The sequence below is a fragment of the Rubripirellula tenax genome, from assembly GCF_007860125.1.
Classification (GTDB): domain Bacteria; phylum Planctomycetota; class Planctomycetia; order Pirellulales; family Pirellulaceae; genus Rubripirellula; species Rubripirellula tenax.
The window spans coordinates 1,364,534-1,385,474 of the sequence record NZ_SJPW01000001.1 but is presented as its reverse complement, the minus strand read 5'-3'; the positions used below and the strand labels follow the sequence as shown (position 1 = coordinate 1,385,474).

Sequence of the window (20,941 nt, the reverse complement as noted above, 5' to 3'; positions counted from 1 at the left end):
GTTCTCTTTACCTGGTGAGTCCCAACCGGCGACCGAGACGGTGCACGATCGGGTCGCATTGGACGGGTGCCTTGGTTGTAGCCGCTATGTTCAAAGCCGCATCAATCGCGGCGCAGCCTCAGGCACATCATTGGAAGTCCGCGAAGATATCCGCAATCACGGTCGCGTTCAATGACCAAAGTGAAATCGCAGGCACGCTGCCCACCGCCAGCTTCCTAAGAGCCGTCGGTCGCTAATTTGCGGAAATACGCTTCGATCGCTTCACGGTAATGGGTCGGCAGGTCGCGGCTGATTTGCTGCAACGCTTGGTTCCGCTCGGCTGGTGGCAGATTGCCCCAGCCGTCTTTGGGATCGATGCCCTTGCGGTCGACGTCGCCGTTGCCACCGCCACCGGCGATGTTGCTGTCCTGCATCGGGTTGCCCTGATCCTGGCCGCCGCTGGGGCTGCCGCCGGACTGCTGCTGCATCTGTTGTTGCTGTTGCTGCTGCTGTTTTTCAATCTTCTCGATCAACTTGGTCAGCTTGTCGATGATCTTCTGTTCTTGTTTTTCGACCGTTTCGCTGGCACGACCAAGGTCCAGACGCCGCGTCACGTCCGTCATCAGACGCGAGATTTCGTCCAACGAGTCTTCCTCCAGACCCTTGATGTCGGCGACCATCAATTGTGCCGTTCGCGTGAATCGCACCGGAACATCGTCCTGCAGTTCGAGCAAACGACGCAAATCGGCGAGCGATTCGGTCTTCATCATCAGCGCGTGATAGCAGGCCCCGCGGTAATACAGCGCCGCCGCAGGGTCGATCGATTCGGTCGCGTCGACTTCGGCAATCACCGGCAGCGCCTCGTCATACATGCGAGCCCGCACCAATTCGCGTCCCAGCCAGGTGCGAAGCGTCATCCGCATCGATTTTGGTAGTGACTCGATCGCGCCGTAGGTCGGCGTGCTGGGGTCCGTCGACGCGGCTGCGAGCGACGCGTTCATGGACGTCGTGGACACGACCTCGTCGACCACGGGCACCATGGGGCTGGTTGCCGCCACATAGGCGTCCAGCGGATCGGCGTCATCAGATTCGATCGAGGACAGGAATCGATCGGCGATCCGGTCCATTTGGTCGGGGACGACACCGATTTCGTCGAGTGCCGATCGCAACATTTTGGCCATCGTGGCGGCGTCGTAGCGTTCCCAGCTCGCCTGGCGCTTCAGGGCATCTTCGGCCCTGGCGTTGGATGGATGAGAACCGAGCAGGGCCGCGATCGCGATGATGGCCATCGCAGGGATCCGGCAGAGACGTTTCATGGTGCCTTGGGGCGCTGACGTCAATCGATTCACATTCACCTCTCGGTTACTGATTTCTCTTCAATACCAAATCTCGGGTGATCCGGTACAGACGATTTTGCCGTTCCGACAAGTCCTGCAATAACGGCAGCACTTCGTCGCCCGACGACTCGCCTGATTCTAGCAGCCCCGAATAGCGGTTCGTCGTAGATTTGATCCGTGTTTCCATCGTTCGTATCAATTTTAGCTCCGCCAAAGCCTCGACCAACGGTTGTTCGCCTTGTCCGGATTGGCCGGGCTGTCCCTGGCTTTCTTCCTGTTTTTGCTTCTCCAGATCCCGTTGAGCCTTCTGTAAGGCCTCAATCATCTCCGCCAAGGCCGCCAAGATGTCTTCTTGGATCCCCTGAGTCACCGCGTCGATCTTGGTTTCGGCCAATCGGTCGGCAACCCGAGCAGTGTCGCTGCGAATTTGTAAAACCACCTCAGGGAACGCGACACTTGAGCCTTCTTCCCGCAACAACAGCATCGCCCTGTCGGCTTCCATGGTTATCTTCTTCTCTTCAAAAGCCAAATCGCCGGCCTTCAAATCCGTTTGACGACTCCGTTGACTTGCCGGTGTTGCCGCCAAATTGATGGTGTCCTCGAGGACTTTCGTTTGCATCGCCGCCATTTTTCTAAGACGTGCTTCCAGCTTGGCGAGTTCCCTTTGCATCTCTTCTTCGCGAAGTTGGCGGAGGATCCGTTCGAGCCGATCGATGGCCGCCCGCAGGTTTTCTTCCGCTTCGCGTTGTTTTTCGGTCGCCTCTTCCCGTTTTGCTTCCTCGAGTTCCTTCTCGGCCTGCTTCATCTTTTCGATGGCCTTGTCCAGTTGCTCCTGCACCTCCTGCTCGGCCGACGGCGGTTGACCGGACGGGGGAGCCTGGCCGTCCGCAGGTTTCGACTCCGAAGGTTTTGCGTCAGAGGGCTTGGAATCTGACGGCTTCGCGTCTGAGGGTTTGGAATCTGAGGGCTTTGAATCTGACGGCTTTGAATCTGACGGCTTTGAATCTGACGGCTTTGAATCTGACGGTTTGGAGTCTGACGGTTTGGAGTCTGAAGGTTTGGAGTCTGAAGGTTTGGAGTCTGAAGGATCTGATTCGGGATCCGACGTTGAAGGTTCGTCGTTCTCCTTGGATTCCGCTTCCTCTTCATCCAAGCGCGACTTCAATTCCTCGCTCTTCTCGGTGACAGCCTTTTGTTCGGCCTCGACCTCCTTCATGTCCGCGCCGTTCTCGGTGCGGGCACGCGTGCTTCGTTGATTGTTCAGGTTCCGTTTCAGATCCTTGACCAGCTTGGTGAAGCGTTCTTTTTCATCCCGGATTCGCTTGGATCGATCTTCGCTTAGCAACAATTTCAGCAACGACGCCAACTCCTCCGTCGCTGCCGATTGTTCATCGACGGCCTTCTGAAACTCCAGGCTTTGAAGCGAACTGGATGCCGTCCGCAAACGCTCGAGTACAAATTTGTCTCTTGATTGGCGGGCCGCCCGTCGAAGCAGTGCCGAGCGTTCGGGGTTCTCCACCGACTCGACATCCGCCAATCGCAGCAGCAGCTCTTCTAGTCGCTGGTACCGCTCGGCCACGCCGGTTTGCCGCTGGCTAAGCGGCGTCTCGTCCGCTCGTAATGCGTCGGCTTGAGAGATAACGAAGGAGCACCCAAGAACGATTGCCAGAACGATTCGCATCATCATATTTGCATCTCTATTCTTCGAGTGATTGTCCGTCATCGAACCAACCGCGCCGCTCATTCAAACAAATCCAGGACTCGCTTTTTCCGCTCGCTCTTTGTGTCGTCTAACAGTTTGCCTTGGTCGTCGATCAGTTCACGAACAATGTCAAGAATCTCATTGTAGCTCTCCAGATCCAGCATTTTGTCCAGTACTTCGGTCAACCGAAGCAGCACTTCGTCCGCCGTTTCGATCGCGACAACCGTCTTGCCTTGAGCGTCCGCCGAATCATCGACACTGCGTTCGACGTCGACGATCTGTTCGCGAAGCCTCGCCAGCGGTTCGTCAACGATCTTTCGCAACGGGTCACGCACACCCTGTCCGATCCGTTCTTGACGGTCCACCGAATCGACTCGATTGTTTGTCATCTCACGTAGGATGTCGTCCAGCGATGCCGCAATCCCCGACAATTCCTCCGACGTCTTGCTCGCCTGCAGCCCACTTTGTTGGGCACGAAGTCGGCGAATTTGCTGTTGCCGAGTCTTTTCGGTTTCGTCGAGTCCGCCGTCGTCTTCGTCGAAATTGCGACGCAGCAGATTCAGCGATTCTCGCAGGTTCCGCGTCTCGTCGATCGTTTGTTCCAACCGAGATCGCAGCGCCAATTCGCTCCGTTCCAATCGAGCCAGCAATTGCTCGGCAGTAACGACTTCCAAGCGATAGACTTCGCTTCGCGTCACGTGCTTGCCGGCCAAGTCGTATCGGTCGCTTGCTTCCCCGATCACGTTGATCGCACCGCCGGGAACCAATTCGGCCAGCTTGCCGCCGGCAACCAACTCACGCAGATCCAACTCGGTTGTCGCGTTGCCATCACGATCGACTTTTGGAAGGACGCTGGCTGATACTTCCGGTATCGAATTTTGATCTGTGTTGTCGGCTTCCGCTTTCGACGGTGTCACCGAAACGACCAATTGGTCAACTCCATAGTCATCGGTCACCACGGCTTCGACGGGGATTCGTGCGATCGGCGTCACCGCGCTGCCGATTCCGTCCAGCCGCATCTTCAATTCCGGCGGCTCGTCCAGCACAACGCCCAAGAAGTATCGATACGGTGCCTGGGCCGAGATTCCGTCGGCGTCGCGAGGCACGATCGCCACCGTGGTTGCCGTATCAAAATCATCGATCAGCAGTCTCAATTGTCGACGGTCATCCGAATACGCCAACTGAAAATCTGTTGCCGATTCGTTCGCCGTCTTCAGTACCACTTCGCAGTCGCCCAGCGGTTCGCTTGAAGCTGCGACCAATGTCACTTCGCTGCCTTCGCGGATTCGAAGTCCCGATTGATAATCGGTCTGCATATCTGTTTCGCCGCTACCGTCGCCGCGCAAATACTCGGCGTACCGAACCGTCACGTTCATCTCCGTCAGCGCCGGCGGTGTGATCGCTTCGATGCGAAAATCATCCAACCGATCGTCGAGTCCTCGGACATCCAGCGTCATCGATTCGCTGAGTCCGCTAAGCGGCGGTCCGTCCAAAACAAAGGACTGGTACCCATCGGTCACTCGGCCGACACGTCGCATGTTGGATTGGCCGCGCGTGCCCCCATCGGTCCGATAGTAAACGGTGCAAACGATTGGCAACTCTGACGTTTCGGCTTCCGCCCGAATCCGCAGCGTCGGGCTGCTGCCGCGAGGCAATCGGACGGTCTGGTTCTGGTCGAACGCGACCAAATTCGGTGGTGCTATGTCACCGTCCACCGCCGTTACGATCGGCAATTCGATGCCAACCATTTCTAGATTTGCACGCCGTGGCCAGGGTTCATCGGACAGCAATGTCAGCCGCGATGCTGCTCGTGCAAACGCCTGTGGGCTGATGATTAAAAATGCGATCGACAGCAGCGCCAGCGGCACCGCCACCATCGCCTTGCGTACCAGCGGTTGCCACCGGAAAACCTTGCCCGGGTCGACTTCGTCGATCGCTTGCGCCGCCTCGCGATGAACGTGATCCAAAAGCACGCTCGAATGCGAGTCGCCGTCACGATCGGGGCGGTTCAGTTGCACAGCGGTCACCAATCGGCCGCCCAGTCGCGGATGATGGCGTTCCACAAGCAACGCCAGGCTGTCATCGGGTAACGGCCGGCGCAACCGTCCCACCAACATCAAAGTCGCAATCGCGACCACCACAGCGGCGACCACGGCCAACAACATCATCCGGGCCAGTCGCGGCATTTCGGTGCCGCCCAGTTGGACGGGCAAATAATCGAGTGCTAGACCGATCCAAAACGCGGCCAAGATCACCGTGGCGAGTGCCAGGACAGAATCCCAGACGACGTAGCGACGAACCCGTGATCGTAGGTTTTCTAACAGCGAGGTCAGTTTCGGATCGAGCGGTCGGTTGGCAGGCATCAAAGTCGTGTTCAAATAGAATGGGTCCAGCCAATCGGGCGGCACTCTATTTATACCAGATCAGTCCAATCAAACTTGCTTGTCATTCCGTGACCAAATTTCGACCCTGTATCGACCTGCACAACGGCCGCGTCAAACAAATCGTGGGCGGATCGCTGCGTGATGTCGGCGACGGTCCGGTCGAAAACTTCGTCGCCCAGCAACCGTCTCAATGGTATGCCGCGAAATATCGCAGGGATGGCCTGGGTGGGGGGCACATCATCAAGCTCGGCCCGGGCAACGACGCCGCCGCCCGGTCGGCGCTGTCGGCGTACCCCGGCGGAATGCAGATCGGTGGCGGGATCACGGCGGAAAACGCGGCCGAGTGGATCGACGCAGGTGCCAGTCACGTGATCGTGACCAGTTGGCTGTTCGACAAAGTGGGGAAATTGATCGAGTCTCGCTTGTCTGGCCTTGTCCGCGCCGTCGGTCGCCAGCGGATCGTGCTGGACCTGAGTTGCCGGCGCGTCGATTCGCCGGCGGATCAAGCCTCTGAACCCGCGTGGCGGGTTGCGATGAATCGCTGGCAGACGCAGACGGAGATCGAAATCGTGCCGGCGCAATTGGACCGTCTGGCCGCGTTCTGTGACGAATTTCTGATCCATGCCGCCGATGTCGAAGGACTTTGCCAGGGAATCGACGCTTCGTTGGTCGATCGGTTGGGTGACTGGGCCAGCCAAAGTCCGGCGGCGATTCCCATGACCTATGCCGGCGGCGTGACGACGATGGCGGACATCGATCAAATCGCGACTGCCAGCGGCGGGGCCGTCGATGTCACGGTCGGGAGCGCTTTGGACCTGTTTGGCGGTCGCGGCATTCGTTACGACGACTTGCTACGACGAAACGGCAAATGAAAAACACGGTCTGGTGATTCATCACCAAGCCGTGTTTGGATGCAGTTCTTGTTCAGTCGTTTGACTGCTGAGTCGTTTTTTTGCTCAGCCCGCAATCATTCGCCGTCGTGGAACGTGTTGCTGCGAAGGACGTACTTGAGCGAGTCCTTCCGAGCGTCGGCGCGAATCGAAGCGACGATATCGGCCAACATTGGCCGCGGTTTGGCGACTGTCTTCGCCGCCGGTTGGGTTTTGGCTGCGGTTTGAGCCGATGCGGCTGGTGCCATGGTGAGTTTCATTTCATGTTCCTTCGAAGGGGTGGGCCCAAAGGTGCCGACCGCGACGTCGCGCGGTGGTCAAGTCGAATGAGGAAAAAGCAAAAATGGGACGGTGGCTGGGAATCGATCGGTTCCAGTCGTCGCCCTAAAAGGAAACAGCGAGAACCCGTTCTGCAAACCGCCCAAAAAAACTTCCGAAAACCAAAAAGTACGACTTCTTTCGCATTTCGGGTCCTTGACTGTTCGTTTGTTCATAGTTTGCGAGTGGGGATGTTCCGAAATAAGTCGTCAGACCGGCAAAGAACCTACCCAGCGGTCCCCAGTCAGCTCTTGACAGAAATTTCACGATGGCGATACTTTGCCGATTCGCCGCCCAGCCCTTGGGCCTGGTGGTGATTTCCCGCTGTTGATCGGCCACGTGTCCGATTCACCCACCGTGCGGACGCTCTACCGCATTTGCCAAGTGCAGACGGTGGGGCCTCGCAGCGAAGCAACGCCGACCAAAGCCGTACTTACTTATTTTCTATGCCAACGATCAATCAACTCGTCCGAAAACGACGCAAACTGAAGAAGAGCCAAAGCAAGTCGCCGGTTTTGGAAAAATGCCCGCAAAAGCAGGGCGTTTGTTTGCAAGTTCGGACCATGACCCCCAAGAAGCCGAACTCGGCTTTGCGAAAAATTTCGCGGGTGCGTCTGAGCAACGGTAAAGAAGTCACCGTGTACATCCCCGGTGAAGGTCACAACCTGCAGGAACACTCGATCGTGTTGATCCGCGGTGGTCGTGTACGCGACTTGCCGGGTGTTCGCTACCAAGTCGTTCGTGGTTCACGTGACGCATTGGGTGTCGAGGGTCGTAAGCAATCTCGCAGCCGCTATGGCGCGAAGAAGAAGTAATTCAACACCAAACTTACATAGAAAATAGAAGTCATCGATGGGACGTATCACATCCAGCCGCACGCAGCTTAAAGGCGACCCGCGGCACAACTCGAAGCTGGCCGGAAAGTTCATCAATTGTTTGATGCTGGACGGCAAGAAAACGACCGCGACGCGAGTCTTTTATGACGCGCTCGAGGAAATCGGACGTCGTGGCGAAATCGCCGACCTGACACCGATCGAAGTTTTCGAAGCCGCGATCGAGAACATCAAGCCGTACATCGAAGTTCGCAGCAAGCGAGTCGGTGGTGCCAGCTATCAAGTCCCGATGCAAGTCAACCGAGCTCGCCAGCAGAGCCTCGCACTGCGTTGGTTGCTGATCGCGGTTCGCGACAAGAAGGGCCGCCCGATGCACTTGAAGTTGGCCGACGAATTGATGTCTGCCTACAAGAAAGAAGGCGTTGCCTACACCAAGCGTGAAAACACGCACCGCATGGCCGACGCCAACAAGGCGTTCGCTCACTTCGCTTGGTAAGCAGAAACGTTTTCAAGAAACAACCAAACCGCGGTTGGTCGTCCAGGCCATGCCGCGGTTTTTTTGTGCGCCGCCGCGCCGGACGCGTTTCTCGGCGTGGATCGGTCATTGTCCGTCCCTGGTAACGCCGTCGCGAACGTGGATACTTATCGATTCCAAACCGCGATCCAACCGCTCTCTCGATACCTGACTCATGGCCACCGACATATCCAAGCTGCGGAACATCGGCATCATCGCCCACATCGATGCCGGCAAAACGACCGTTACCGAACGGATGCTCTACCTCAGCGGTGCCAAGCACCGAGTCGGCCGCGTCGACCATGGGACGACCGACACCGACGACGATCCGGAAGAACAAGAACGCGGGATCACGATCTTCTCTGCCTGCGTGAAGTACCGATGGCAGGACTACAACATCAACCTGTTGGACACGCCGGGCCACGTCGACTTCACAGCCGAAGTTGAACGCTGTTTGCGAGTCCTCGACGGCGCCGTAACGGTGTTCTCGGCGCGCGAGGGTGTCGAAGCACAAAGTGAAACGGTATGGCGGCAAGCCGATCGCTATCAGGTGCCTCGCATCGTGTTCATCAACAAGATGGACCGCGAAGGTGCGAACTTCGAAGCCGTCCTCAATGACATCGAACCGCGACTGGGCGGCAAGCCCGTGGCGGTCGAGTTGCCGGTCGGGCAAGGGCCGCCTCACGTCGCCGATCCCTTCCGTGGCGTGATCGACTTGATCGACATGAAGCTGTTGGAGTTCGATCCCGAAACCGAAGGCAAGCAAGTCAAAGAAACCGACGTACCCGCTGAGCTTCGCGATGATGCGCTGCTGTGGCGCGAGCAGATGCTCGATGCGGTTTACGACCTTAGCGAAGAGGCGGCCAGTCTTGCGCTCGAGGACAAAGAGGTCCCCCGCGATTTGATCATCGCCGCACTTCGCAAAGGCGTCATCGACTTGAAGATTCAAGTCGTGCTCTGTGGGTCTGCGCTGCACGGTATCGGCGTTCAACCGTTGATGACGGCCGTCGGCAACTTCCTGCCTAGCCCACTCGATCGGCCGCCGGTCGAGGGTGTCGATCCGAAGAATCGAGACAAGGTGTTGGTCCGGAAACCTGACGCAAAGGAACCGTTCTGCGGTTTGGTGTTCAAGATTCTGCCCGCCAAGACGGGCGATAACTATTGGATCCGCGTCTATAGCGGACAGCTCTTGCAAAACTCGCGGCTGCAATGTCCCAACCGTGACAAGAAAGAAAACGTCGCCCAGATTTGGCAGATTCATGCGACGAAGAAGGATCGCGACGGGCAAGTCGATTCCGTATCGGCCGGCGACATCGCCTGTGTGATTGGTCCTCGTTTCGCGATCACGGGCGACACGGTGTGTGATACTCAAAGCCCGATCGAGCTTCCCAGCATCAAGTTTGCCGAGACGGTCATCTCGATGGCGATCGAATCCGAGAACACAGGCGACAAGAAGAAGCTCGAAGAAACGCTCGACATGATCCGTCGCCAAGACCCAACGTTCCGCGCGGTTGAAAATGCCGAGACGGGACAAACGTTGATCAGCGGTATGGGCGAACTACACCTCGAAGTCATCCAGCACCGATTGACCCGTGACTTTGGATTGAACGTCAAGTTCTACAAGCCACGTGTCAATTATCGCGAAACGATCGGCGGAAAAGCCGATGTGGTCGGTGTCTGCAACCGGCAAATGGGCGGCACACAAATGTTCGCTCGTTTGAAGGTGAAAGTATCGGCGCTTGAGGATACGTCTGCTCCGGTGCAAGTGTTTGATCGCTTGCCGCCCGAGACACCGCTTTCCAATGCCGTTCGCCAGGCCGCGATGGATGAGATGCGAGAACGGGCGGCCGGTGGTGGCATGTTGGCCGGGTTCCCACTTTCGGGCGTTCGGATCGAAGTCTATGGCGCCGAAGTGGCCGAGGAAGGATCCGACGAAGTCGCGTTCCGGATCGCGGCCGGCGACGCGTTCGACAAAGGACTCGAAAAAGCCGGGCCGGTGTTGCTGGAACCTGTCATGCGGGTCGAGTTGACCACGCCGGACGAATACATGGGCGAATTGGTCGGTGACTTGCAACAGCGTCGGGCGATCATCGCGGCGACGGAAACTCGTGGTCAAATGACCGTCATCACGGCGCACGCGCCGCTGAAAGAGTTGTTCGGGTACAGCGGGGCCGTGCGCAGCCTCAGCCAGGGCCGTGCCGGAAGCAGCATGGAGCCGTTGAATTATCAGCCGGCGCCCAAGGCCGATGCAGACGCGTTTTTGATGTAGCCGTCGGCGTGCGATGTTCCCGGTAAAGTGAACCCGCACAACCCTTGCAACCCCATTCTTTTGCCCTCGCACCCCAGTCGCGCCGGGGCAATTACGCGGTCGATCGTGCCTCGACGTTATCCGTGGGCTAATCGTTGGTATCCCGAAGAATCCCGACGGGCATTCCCACGTTTTCGTTGCCATGTTGACCGTTCCCCTCCCACAGCGTTTGAAAGTCTCTGCGATCGCGTTCTTCGCGACCGTAACGCTGGGACTATTGGTGTGGTGGTCCGTGGCGAGTTACAAGCGATCGGTCGAGGTCGCTCGTGCCAAAGAAGCCTACTCGTTTCTTTGCGACGTGCGGGCGGCTCAATACGATCACTTCGAACGACACGGCAAGTTTGCGGAATCGATCGATCCACTGGATCTGCCCCGGCCGATTCCGACGCACTTTTCGTGCGGAAAAATTGAAATCGAAGCCGGCTGCGGATGGTCGCTCAAGTTGGCACGCGTCGGCGCGACGTTGGGATGTTCTGAATACGAGCTGGTGTTCAACGAACGCGGTTTCGATGAAGTCAGAAGCCGCATCGATGATCAAATCAACCCGCACCAATCAGCGACACCTCTCCACGTCGTCCGGTACCGCGCCGATGACCGCCGCGAACAGACAACGGATCAACGATGAACGAAATGGTTGCCGCGCCGCCCAAGCAAGTTGTCCACGATCCATTGATCGTGCGTCTGATCAACACATTGAATTGCTTGGAACCCGCGCGTCTCGAAATGCTGTACCAAGCAGCCGAAGAGAACGATATTTCGTTCGACGAACTAGCCGTCGACAGCGGTTTGGCCGACGAACGCTTGATTGCCGAAACATACGCGAAACACTATTTGCTGCCGATGTTCGATCCGCCGGCCGACGTGGCGGTACCCGTCGATGTATTGGTCAGCAAAATGTTGCCGGCTGAATTTTGTCGACGGCATAGGATCGCGCCTTTGTCCGTGGATGGACAAACCATCGAGATCGCGATGTTCTCGCCTGATTCATTGTTGTTGGCCGACGAAATCAGGCTAGCGGCAGGTCGCCAGATGCGGCCCATGTTTACCACGTTGTCGGTGATTCGCCGATTGCTGGATGTCATGTACGACGAGCAACAGGTTTGTCAAGGAACATCGCCAACGTTGACGACGGGCTTGCCATCGATCCAGTCGTGTGCACCGTGGTTTGATGTTTCGGATCACCGAATCACTTTGCCGCTGGCGGCAGCGAACTATATGAACGAGCTTGTCGATCACGCACTCTCATTCGGCATTCAAGACGTTCATATCGAACCGGTCGCCGAAGGTCACCGCGTACGTTTGCGATTCGACCAGACGCTGGAAGACTATGACCACCCGTCGCCGACGTGGTCGGGTGACATCGTCCAGCAGTTGGAATCGCTCGGACGCATCGTGGAGGACTCCGACGATGTTCCTCGCGAAGGTTCGTTTCAACTTCGCGGCGAGACTCGGTTGGTCGACGTGCGCGTGAATACTTGTCCCACGCTTGTGGGCGTGAAGACGGTGCTTCGTTTGATTGATCGCCAATCTGTTCCCGTCGACCTGGTCGATCTGGGCATGACGGATCGCCAACGCGATGATTTGTCAGACGCGCTACGCGGTGAAGGCGGAATCGTGCTGGTTGCCGGCCCATTGGGCAGCGGAAAGAGCACCACGTTGGCCGCCTGTTTGCGCGAGTTACAAAACGAGCAATCGAATATCTATGCAGTCGAAGAAAATATAGACTTGCCGATTCCTGGCGTTCACCAAGTTCGCCTTCAAAACGACTGCGGACTCACCTACGCCGCGACGCTTCGTGGGCTATTGCGTCAGGATCCCGACGTCATCATGGTCGGCGAATTAGATCACGAAAAAACTGCCGATGCTTGTTTTCGCGCGGCATCGGGTGGGCGAATGATTTTGACGTCGATGCGAGACGCCAATTCAATCGGGTGCGTGGATCGACTCGCAGAACTGGGGATCAAGCCCACTACCGCTGCGCGATCGCTTCGTGCGATCGTCAGCCAGCGGATGGCACGTCGATTGTGCGACAACTGCAAGACACTTCACGCGGTCGATCCGGCCTGGGCCACAAAATTCGCAATTGCGCCGGGCGAAAAATTGTATCGTCCCAACGGTTGCGATCAGTGTCGTCAATCGGGATATCGAGGCCGAGTGCCGATCTTCGAAGTCATCCGGGTCACCCGTCCGATCGCCGAAATGATCGCGAACCAGGAAGGTCCCGGAATGATCCGCCGCGCGGTCGTGGACAATGGCGTGCGTCTGCTGCGTCAATCGGCGATCGACAAGGCCATTGCCGGCGAAACCAGTTTGAAGGCCGCCGTGGCAACGTTCGGGACTCGGTAATCGACCCTCGATGTGTTCTGTATCACCGATACTCGGATCCGACGTCAGTCCGTTAGAATGTGGACTGATACGATCGGTTGCCTGACTTGGAAACCATCGAACACTGCAGTTCCGATCATTGGTTGACGCACCTTCCGGCGAGAATGGCTTGTGCCCCGTTTCCTGACTATTGCGGCGATCTTGATGGTGGTCGCTTTTGCATTCATCGGGTGTAGTCAACCGACTTCGTCGAACAAGCCTCCCGCTGCGTCGGCCGAGCGTCCGCTGCGCAAGTTGACGTCGTTGATGAATCGCGGCTTGAACGAGCAAGCCTGGGTGCTCTCCAAGGATGTCCTCGATTTGCATGGTGATGATCCCGAGGTCATCGCACGCATCGCCAAGCTCGCCTACGCCATTGGCAAGCCGGATGAGACTGCGTCGTTGCTTGTACGAGCTTGCCGCGCGGAATCCTATGCGAAAGAGGCGCGAGTCCAGCAAGCCTTGGTTTCACTGATCGAAGTCGGTCGTCTCTATGACGCGATGGATTTACTGGAATCCGCCGTTGCGGAACACCCAGACCAGGTTTCCTCGCGACGAACACTATTCGAACTTGCGATGAACAGCGAAGAGCGGGCACGAGCACTCCCGCACGGTCGCGAGTTGGTGCTGAGTCGGAATTTTGATTTGAGTTTACTGCTGATGCTGGGCAACACAGAAAAACGCAGTTTAGACCCGGTTGTCCTGGCATCGATGTCAGAGCGAAATGAATCGGATCGTCGACCAATGATTGGTATCGCGAAGGTCAAGTTCGATGAAGGCGATACGGATGCAGCGATCGAAATGTTAAAGTCGATCGTCGACACGCACCCGCAATACCTGCCAGCGCAAGTGCTGCTGGGACGATCGCTCGCATTGGCACGTCGAACCAACGAATTGGTTCGTTGGTTCGATCAAGTGCCTGAGGGTATCGAGTCGCAACCGGGCTATTGGCTTGCGTTGGGTGACTGGGCCCTCGCCGAGGGACGAAACGCCGAAGCCGCGCGCTCGTATTGGGAATCCGTTCGAATCGATCCCGACTCGATGGAGCCGTGGACAAAATTGGGCGATGCACTCGCCGAAACACGGCGTCTCACCCCAGACCTGTTACCGGCGAATTCTTTGAAAACGATCGACTCGATTCGATCACGTGTTGCGAACCTAAGCAAATTGAGTCAATGGAAAACTCGGTTTGAACGGGACGGCAAACAGTCTCGTGAAATTACATCGGAAATCGTCAACGCATTATTCGATTTGGGGCGTCCATGGGAAGCCGAAGCATGGGCGTCTGTCGCGACGACTTTCCCCGAATCGGATGTGGCATCGGGAAATAAATCGATCGAGAAACTTCGCAGTAAGATCGTCTCTAGCCTGAGTCGAAACACGCCCTGGCAATTGACGGATCCTTATCCGGAAATGCAGCTAGATCTTTCGCAGATTTCGTTTCCCACGCTTGCATCGATGAATGCTCGGTCAAGTCAACAGGCGTCAGGCGGTATAGCGAGCGAACGAGCAGAACCTGTCGTATCTGCGCCAGGAACGAGTCGCGTGGATGAAGCGTTGATCAAAGGTTGGCAATTGGACGATCGCGCAAAGGAACTGGGTATCGACTTTTTCGGACGAACGAGTGACCGGCTGGATCAGCCCGGAATCAAGTTGCACGAGACGCTCGGTTGTGGCGGCGGTACGATCGACTATGACTTGGACGGTTGGCCGGATTTGTACCTGATGGCTGCGGGCGGGACTCCGCCATGGAAGGATTCGGCGGCGAATGCTTTGTTCCGCAATCTCGGAGGCACTTTTTCAGACGTGACTGAATCATCGTCAACGGGCGATCAAGGATTCGGGCAAGGCGTTACGGTCGGGGACATAAACGAGGATGGCTTTCTCGATTTGCTCATCCTCAACTACGGGCCAAACACCCTGTTGATCAACAATGGTGATGGCACGTTTTCGGATCAAACGCGGGCCTGGAATTTGAACTTCGATAAGGATTCCATGATCACTTGGTCGACCAGCGCCGCCATCGCGGACATCGACGGCGATGGGTTGTCCGACGTGTTCATCGCTAACTATTGCCAGGGTCTCGAACCGGTGACGGAAGTTTGCTCGTCGGGTGACGCGACCGTTGCCCGTTCATGCTCGCCGGTGAAGTTCGCCAGTCATGGAGATTGGCTTCTGCAAGGACAAGCAGATTCGCGACTCGTCAATCAAACGGAGAACTGGGGCATGGATCCGGATGTACCGGGACGAGGCTTAGGAGTTGTCGTGGGCGCTTTGGATTCGGAGCCCGGACTCGAAGTGTTCGTGGTCAATGACATGACCAATAATCATTGCTGGACCGTTGCTCGCGACGAGCCGTCATCAAAAATGAAAGTCATCGAGTCGGCGATGATCCGAGGGATCGCGACCGATGGCAGGTCTCTTTCGCAAGGATCGATGGGGATAGCCGCGAGCGATTTTGATCGTGACGGTGACTTGGATCTTTACGTCACCAACTTTGACAAAGAGTACAACACGCTACATGTTCAAACTTCGCCTGGAACGTGGCAGGATCGAACGTCGCTGGCCAAGCTCGCCCGACCAACTTTGTCGATGGTTGGTTTTGGGACCGAAGCGATCGATTTCGACTTGGATGGATGGAGCGAGCTGATCATTGCCAATGGTCATGTCGATGTTTTCTCGCGCATGGGGGAGCCGTCGACTTACGCCCAACCGATGCAAATTTTTAAGCAGCGGGGTAGTGGTGTATTCGATTCCGTGGGATCTTTCGTCGCTGGAGACTATCTAAGACGATTTCACGTGGGCCGCGGGTTGTGGACAATTGATTCCGATCGAGACGGTCGATTGGATGTGGTCGTCACTCACCAAACCGAACCCGTGGCTTTGCTTCAAAATCGTTGCCCGAGTGTGGGCGGTTGGATTGAAATCGGATTGAGCGGCGTTGGTGTAAGCCGGGATGCCATTGGCACCAGGGTCGAGTTATCGATTCAAACGGTAAAGAAGTCACCGTATGCGGTGGCGACTCTGCTTGCCGGCGATGGTTATCTTTCCAGCAACCAGCGAGGTCTGCGGTTCGCGGTTCCAAAGAACTCGCAATGTAGCATCTCGGTTCATTGGCCGGACGGAACGCACCAGTCGCATGATGGTTTGGTGCCGGGAAACGGATTTCTAGTCATTCAGTCGGACCCCGAAGTGTTTCGCCGCCGCTAAGCACCGTTCGTTGATTGCCGGTCATGGAGCTGGCCGGATGTAACGGTTGTATCGATTGGATGCGGGCGGGTTGCCCGGGTCGCCACATTGTGCCGAATGAAGGGATACGCCGAGGACGCCGTTGCGCGCTCGGACCGTATTCCTTTGCCTTTTCACTTGCAGGCGGCGATTCGATGTCGGCCCTTCCCATCGATTCATCTGACGAGAACGAACGACAGCCCAACCTGACTCGCGACATCGCCGCGATCGGTTTGGTGGCTGCCACGTTGATCATGTTGGTTTCCGTCGTCACGCGAAATGCGGCCGATCCGGTCAGCGAACCGTTCTGGCCGATCAGCGAGTTCTACACGCCCGATGCCGTCGTCTATCCCGCCAACGAAGCGATCTCGAACGCTTGCGGATACTGGGGAGCACTATTGTCATCGGCGCTCTTTGACGCGGTCGGATTGGCAACGGCTTTGGTGGTTGCGGCCATGGGCGGCGTTGCGACGGCGCTGCTGATTCGCGGGAAACTCAACGCGCCCGTGCTGCGCTCGCTTGGCGGGACGATCACGATCGTGGGTGCGGCAACGGCCGCGGCGCTTTCGCCGATAGCGCTCGAAGGAATGCCGGTGGTGGGCGCGGGCGGCTACCTGGGAGCAATGACGTCGACGTGGTTGCTGGAGCACTTTGCACCGGCCGGCGGTTGGATCCTTACGCTGACCACGCTGGCCGTCGGGTTGCTGCTTACCACCGACTATGCGCTTTTGTATGCAGGTCGAAAGATCGTGGCGCGAGGCGCCAATGCGTCTCGCCTGGGCATGCAGCGAGCCGCTGGTGCATTGCCGGCACGCCGATCGCGTCAACCATTCACGGACTTGGAACAACCGATCACACTGGACGCCGAAGCGATCGCCGAGGATGCGGCGTCAGATTCGGTCGCCGATTCATCGCGCGTGGACGTGGTCGATCCAGACCGTCCCAACGACGGGCCGAAAATTAAGTTCAACCGCGCCAAGCGGCTGGGCATGGTCGGCGCTGCGGCTGCCACCGCAGCCGGGCTCGCTGCTGCGGCAACCGGCGCGCTATCGCCATCGACCGAGTCGGCTGCGACCGGTGACGGTGACTATGAAGGTGACGAGTACGACGACGGCGACTGGGAAGACGAAGAGGAAGAACTGCAGGCGGAAGCACCGGCTCCCACGCGAGACGTCGAGTTTGAAGGCGAGACGGTCACCCTTCGCCAGGACGGTCCGGAAGATGTTCCAAAGCCCAAGTCCGAACCGAAAGTCCGCGCGCCCAAGGCGAAAGCCAAGCGGGATCCGCGGCAAGAGTTTCTTAACTCTGTCAAAGAATCCGCGCCAAAGGGCATCGAGGACTACCGCCTTCCACCGTTGGAATTGCTGCGTCAAAGCGACGACATCAGTTACGAAGACCAGCTGCAAGAGGTCCGCCGGAAGGCACACATTCTGGAAGAGACGTTCAAGGACTTTGGTTTCAATATTCGCGTCGTCGAGATCGAAACCGGCCCGGTTATCGCGCAGTACGAAATCGAATTGGAAGCCGGTCTGCGGCTGAGCAAGATCACGGGACTGTCCGACGACTTGGCTATCGCGCTGCGGGTTCCCAGCGTTCGAATCGTGGCGCCGATCCCGGGCAAGAACACCGTCGGCATCGAAGTGCCCAACGAGACTCGCCAAGTGGTGATGCTTCGCGATGTGATCGAAGAATCCGACACGCGCAGTGCCAAGATGAATATTCCCGTCTTCCTTGGCAAAGACGTGTCGGGCAATCCGATGGTCGTCGACTTGGCGAAGATGCCTCACCTGTTGATCGCCGGTCGAACGGGTACGGGGAAGTCGGTGTGTTTGAACACGATCATCTCGTCCATTCTGATGTGCTGTCGACCGGACGAGGTGCGGATGTTGATGATCGACCCCAAGATGGTCGAGTTGTCGGGTTACGGACGGTTGCCGCACCTGATGCACCCGGTGATCACCGACATGCGCAAGGCCGAAGCGATCTTGGCGTGGGCGGTCGAGAAGATGGAAGAACGCTATTCGCTGCTGGCCAAGGTCGGTGTCCGTCATATCAACAGTTTCAACGATCTGGGTCGCGAAGAAATTCTGCGACGTTTGGAAGTTGACGAAGCTGACGGCGCCGGCGACGTGCCGGACAAGCTGCCGTTCATCGTCATCATCGCCGACGAAATGGCCGACTTGATGATGACGGCGGGCAAGGATGTGGAAACTCACATCATTCGATTAGCGCAGAAAAGCCGTGCAGTCGGAATCCACTTGATTTTGGCGACTCAGAAACCAACGGTCGACGTCATCACGGGTTTGATCAAGAGTAACCTGCCGGCCCGATTAAGTTTTCAAGTGGCGTCGAAGACGGACAGCCGCGTTGTGTTAGACGAAAACGGCGCCGACAAGTTGCTGGGCAACGGCGACATGCTGTTCCTGTGGCCGGGCACCAGCACCTTGATTCGCGGCCAAGGTACCTATCTTTCGGATGACGAAATCGATGCGGTGTGTGCTCACTGTAGCCAGAGTGAGCAGAACTTTGTCGGCGAGTTGATGGAGTTGAAAGTGGATGCCGAAGGCGAGCCCGGCGAGGGCACGTCGATGGATGCGATCAAGAAACGCGACGAACTGTATGACAGTGCGATCGAGGTCGTCATTCGCGAAGGTCGCGGTTCGTGTTCGCTGCTGCAGCGATGCTTGGGGATCGGCTACGGCCGCGCCGCAAAGCTGATCGACTTCATGGCCGAGGACGGAATCGTCGGAGACTACAACGGCAGCAAGGCTCGCGAAGTCGTGATGACGATGCCCCAGTGGCAGGCTCTGCAGGGCTTGGATGTCGAAGAAGAACCGGAAGAAGACGTCGAAGCCGATGAGGATGTCCAGGAGGATGACGACGAGGAATACGTCGAAGAGGAACAGTCCGGCGAAGGCGACGAGGGCGACGGAGAATACGAGGATTACGACGACGAAGATTAAAAGGTAGGCTAGCGGGCAATACAGTCACTTACCGTTCATTCGAAATCGCCGTGCAAGATCCCTCTCACCAGCCGCCAACCCTGGGTTCGATCGCCGTTGTGATGCCGGCCGCAGGCAGCGGGACTCGATTCGGCAGCGAACACAACAAGTTATTCGCGACCTTGGCGGGCAAGCCGCTGTGGTTTCGATCGGCCGAACGTCTCGCGTCGTCGGCACTGGTCGGCCGCATCGTGATGCCGGTGTCTGATACCGATCATGCAGCCTTCGAGAACGAGTTTTCCGATCTGGTCGCCGAGCTTCGAATCGAAATCGTTCGTGGGGGTGACCAACGCTATGACAGCGTCTGGGCGGGGATCCAGGCGATCGGCGACGATCCCCAAGTTCGCTGGATCGCTGTCCACGATGCGGCCCGTCCGCTGGTCAGCGAAGCCGATCTGGCCGCCGTTTTTGCGACGGCGTCCCAGTCAGGGTCGGCAATTTTAGCGTCTCCGGTACCTGGGACGATTCGCCGCGAAATTCGAATTTCTGGCCAAACGGCGCGAACCGAAACGGTCGATCGCCGTGACTTGTACGTGGCGCTGACACCCCAGGTTTTCGACGCCGGGGTGTTACGAAACGCATATCAAAAGCACAATGGTCGACCGGCGACCGACGATGCGGAGTTGGTCGAACGGATCGGGCATGCCGTCGCGATCGTTCGCGGCAGCGCCGACAACTTGAAGATCACTTACCCCGAAGACCTGGCGGTCGCCGAAGCGATTTTCGCTCGGCAAACAAAGAAGCACGATGCCTGAAACAAACTTGCTAGACGACCTGAGATGGCGCGGACTGATTCACCAATGCACCGACGAGGCGGGGTTGGGCAAATTGCTGGCCTCGGGACCGCAAACGGTCTACATCGGATTTGATCCGACGGCGTCCAGTTTGCACGTCGGTTCGTTGATGCAGTTGATGATGCTGCGCCGTTTTCAAAAAGCCGGGCATCGCCCGATCGCTTTGGTCGGTGGTGCGACGGGCATGATTGGTGATCCGAGCGGAAAAAGCGAAGAACGCAACCTGTTGTCGGCCGAGCAACTGCAAGAGAACGTTGACGGCGTGGCCGCCCAGATGCGGATGCTGCTGGACTTCACCGGAACCGATGGAGCGATGTTGCTGAACAATTTTGATTGGATGCAGGGTTATTCTTACTTGGAATTTTTGCGTGACGTGGGTAAGAACTTTCCCGTTGGCGCGATGATGGGCAAAGAGTCGGTGCGGTCACGTTTGGAAAGCGAAGCCGGACTTAGCTACACCGAATTCAGTTACATGCTGTTGCAAGCGTACGACTTTGTGCATCTGTCGAAGACGCACGGTTGTTCGATCCAAGCCGGCGGCAGTGACCAATGGGGCAACATCACAGCCGGTATCGATTTGGGACGACGCATGTTGGGCAAGCAATTGTTCGGCGTGACGGCGCCGTTGCTGACGACTGGCGACGGTAAGAAGATGGGGAAAACGGAAAAGGGTGCGATCTGGTTGGATCCGAATCGAACGAGTCCCTATGAATTTTATCAGTACTGGAAAACGGTCGACGATGCCGACGTGATGCGCTGTATCGCTTACCTAACGGAGATCCAACGGGACGAGTACGACGCGTTGGCGGAAGCAACAGCGTCCGATCCGGGCAAACGCGCGGCACAGATTCGGTTGGCCCAGTGGATTACCACGTTGCTGCACGGCGACGAAGGTTTGAAGACGGCCGAACGCGCCTCGGATATCCTGTTCGGCGGCGAGATCGGCGAAGCAACCGATGCTTCGCTAGGTGCAATCTTTGCGGATGTCCCCAGTAGCGATGTCGAGCGAAGTAAGCTCGATGGTGAGGGCTACTGGATCGTCGAAGCCTTGCAGACCGCCGGCTTGGTTTCCAGCGGCGGTGAGGCCCGTCGTGGAATCAAAGAAGGTGGCGTGTATGTCAACAACATTCGCGTTACCGACGAACAACAACGATTGACGACCTCGGATTTGGCAAGCGAGACCGTCATGGTGCTGCGGAAAGGCAAACGGAAGTATGCGTTGCTGAGGTTCACGTAAGTTTTCGGGTAACCCTATGTGGACCCGCGACTCCGCTCGCGGGATATGAAC

General features: G+C 57.4%; 15 protein-coding genes. 11 read left to right on the top strand and 4 right to left on the bottom strand.

From position 1 onward, the window contains the following. The first annotated feature begins 86 nt into the window (after positions 1 to 86). Positions 87 to 236, top strand: a complete 150-nt coding sequence (locus tag Poly51_RS30945; protein ID WP_222435786.1) for a hypothetical protein — start codon at positions 87 to 89, stop codon at positions 234 to 236. Here the strand turns inward: Poly51_RS30945 and Poly51_RS05160 are convergent. The 3 genes from Poly51_RS05160 to Poly51_RS05150 are packed head-to-tail and all read right to left on the bottom strand — an operon-like array spanning position 216 to position 5,381. Beyond that, positions 216 to 1,295, bottom strand: coding sequence for a hypothetical protein (locus tag Poly51_RS05160; RefSeq protein WP_186775351.1), 1,080 nt, complete (start codon positions 1,293 to 1,295; stop codon positions 216 to 218). The two genes, Poly51_RS30945 and Poly51_RS05160, sit on opposite strands and share 21 nt — an antisense overlap. Positions 1,296 to 1,341: 46 nt before the next feature. Continuing rightward, entirely contained in the window at positions 1,342 to 3,060 is a 1,719-nt protein-coding gene (locus tag Poly51_RS05155) for a hypothetical protein (protein ID WP_246114268.1), read from the bottom strand. Further along, positions 3,057 to 5,381, bottom strand: a complete 2,325-nt coding sequence (locus tag Poly51_RS05150) for a polyketide synthase (protein ID WP_146454845.1) — start codon at positions 5,379 to 5,381, stop codon at positions 3,057 to 3,059. The genes Poly51_RS05155 and Poly51_RS05150 overlap by 4 nt, the downstream gene beginning before the upstream one ends. Positions 5,382 to 5,470: 89 nt before the next feature. On the opposite strand from Poly51_RS05150, the gene hisA reads away from it, so the two are divergent. Beyond that, positions 5,471 to 6,274 (top strand): phosphoribosylformimino-5-aminoimidazole carboxamide ribotide isomerase, encoded by an 804-nt coding sequence (gene hisA / locus Poly51_RS05145; protein ID WP_146454842.1) that lies wholly within the window; start codon positions 5,471 to 5,473, stop codon positions 6,272 to 6,274. A gap of 95 nt (positions 6,275 to 6,369) precedes the next feature. Here the strand turns inward: hisA and Poly51_RS05140 are convergent, their stop codons facing one another. After that, on the bottom strand, positions 6,370 to 6,552 hold the full coding sequence (locus Poly51_RS05140; protein WP_146454840.1) for a hypothetical protein: 183 nt from the start codon (positions 6,550 to 6,552) through the stop codon (positions 6,370 to 6,372). 504 nt (positions 6,553 to 7,056) lie between these two features. On the opposite strand from Poly51_RS05140, the gene rpsL reads away from it, so the two are divergent. The 9 genes from rpsL to tyrS all read left to right on the top strand — a co-directional run bounded on the left by rpsL (position 7,057) and on the right by tyrS (position 20,890). Continuing rightward, complete coding sequence (gene rpsL / locus Poly51_RS05135; RefSeq protein WP_146454838.1) at positions 7,057 to 7,425, top strand: 30S ribosomal protein S12; 369 nt, start codon at positions 7,057 to 7,059, stop codon at positions 7,423 to 7,425. Positions 7,426 to 7,462: 37 nt separating this feature from the next. Continuing rightward, positions 7,463 to 7,939, top strand: a complete 477-nt coding sequence (rpsG, locus tag Poly51_RS05130; RefSeq protein WP_146454836.1) for a 30S ribosomal protein S7 — start codon at positions 7,463 to 7,465, stop codon at positions 7,937 to 7,939. Between the two features lie 193 nt (positions 7,940 to 8,132). Further along, a complete protein-coding gene (fusA, locus tag Poly51_RS05125) occupies positions 8,133 to 10,226 on the top strand; it encodes an elongation factor G (protein ID WP_146454834.1) in 2,094 nt (697 codons plus the stop codon). A gap of 181 nt (positions 10,227 to 10,407) precedes the next feature. Next, positions 10,408 to 10,890, top strand: coding sequence for a hypothetical protein (locus Poly51_RS05120; RefSeq protein WP_146454832.1), 483 nt, complete (start codon positions 10,408 to 10,410; stop codon positions 10,888 to 10,890). Further along, positions 10,887 to 12,611 carry a GspE/PulE family protein gene (locus tag Poly51_RS05115; RefSeq protein WP_146454830.1) on the top strand — a complete coding sequence of 575 codons (1,725 nt, stop codon included), beginning with the start codon at positions 10,887 to 10,889 and terminating at the stop codon, positions 12,609 to 12,611. The genes Poly51_RS05120 and Poly51_RS05115 overlap by 4 nt, the downstream gene beginning before the upstream one ends. Before the next feature lie 150 nt (positions 12,612 to 12,761). Continuing rightward, positions 12,762 to 15,839 carry an FG-GAP-like repeat-containing protein gene (locus Poly51_RS05110; protein WP_146454828.1) on the top strand — a complete coding sequence of 1,026 codons (3,078 nt, stop codon included), beginning with the start codon at positions 12,762 to 12,764 and terminating at the stop codon, positions 15,837 to 15,839. A 173-nt stretch (positions 15,840 to 16,012) separates the two neighbouring features. After that, positions 16,013 to 18,820: a DNA translocase FtsK gene (locus tag Poly51_RS05105; protein ID WP_146454826.1), complete on the top strand. Its 2,808-nt coding sequence runs from the start codon at positions 16,013 to 16,015 to the stop codon at positions 18,818 to 18,820. A gap of 50 nt (positions 18,821 to 18,870) precedes the next feature. Further along, positions 18,871 to 19,614, top strand: coding sequence for a 2-C-methyl-D-erythritol 4-phosphate cytidylyltransferase (ispD, locus tag Poly51_RS05100; RefSeq protein ID WP_315853656.1), 744 nt, complete (start codon positions 18,871 to 18,873; stop codon positions 19,612 to 19,614). Continuing rightward, positions 19,607 to 20,890 (top strand): tyrosine--tRNA ligase, encoded by a 1,284-nt coding sequence (gene tyrS, locus Poly51_RS05095; protein ID WP_146454824.1) that lies wholly within the window; start codon positions 19,607 to 19,609, stop codon positions 20,888 to 20,890. Before ispD ends, tyrS begins: the two co-directional genes overlap by 8 nt. Positions 20,891 to 20,941: the final 51 nt, after the last annotated feature.

What these genes read in the sequence shown, in the direction of transcription:
- Poly51_RS05115 (WP_146454830.1), top strand. Translation starts at nt 10,887, where the DNA reads ATGAACGAAATGGTTGCCGCGCCGCCCAAGCAAGTTGTCCACGATCCA.
- Poly51_RS05160 (WP_186775351.1), bottom strand. Translation starts at nt 1,295, where the DNA reads ATGAAACGTCTCTGCCGGATCCCTGCGATGGCCATCATCGCGATCGCG.
- tyrS (WP_146454824.1), top strand. Translation starts at nt 19,607, where the DNA reads ATGCCTGAAACAAACTTGCTAGACGACCTGAGATGGCGCGGACTGATT.
- Poly51_RS05105 (WP_146454826.1), top strand. Translation starts at nt 16,013, where the DNA reads ATGTCGGCCCTTCCCATCGATTCATCTGACGAGAACGAACGACAGCCC.
- rpsL (WP_146454838.1), top strand. Translation starts at nt 7,057, where the DNA reads ATGCCAACGATCAATCAACTCGTCCGAAAACGACGCAAACTGAAGAAG.
- rpsG (WP_146454836.1), top strand. Translation starts at nt 7,463, where the DNA reads ATGGGACGTATCACATCCAGCCGCACGCAGCTTAAAGGCGACCCGCGG.
- Poly51_RS05150 (WP_146454845.1), bottom strand. Translation starts at nt 5,381, where the DNA reads ATGCCTGCCAACCGACCGCTCGATCCGAAACTGACCTCGCTGTTAGAA.
- Poly51_RS05155 (WP_246114268.1), bottom strand. Translation starts at nt 3,060, where the DNA reads ATGAGCGGCGCGGTTGGTTCGATGACGGACAATCACTCGAAGAATAGA.
- Poly51_RS05140 (WP_146454840.1), bottom strand. Translation starts at nt 6,552, where the DNA reads ATGAAACTCACCATGGCACCAGCCGCATCGGCTCAAACCGCAGCCAAA.
- Poly51_RS30945 (WP_222435786.1), top strand. Translation starts at nt 87, where the DNA reads ATGTTCAAAGCCGCATCAATCGCGGCGCAGCCTCAGGCACATCATTGG.
- Poly51_RS05120 (WP_146454832.1), top strand. Translation starts at nt 10,408, where the DNA reads ATGTTGACCGTTCCCCTCCCACAGCGTTTGAAAGTCTCTGCGATCGCG.
- fusA (WP_146454834.1), top strand. Translation starts at nt 8,133, where the DNA reads ATGGCCACCGACATATCCAAGCTGCGGAACATCGGCATCATCGCCCAC.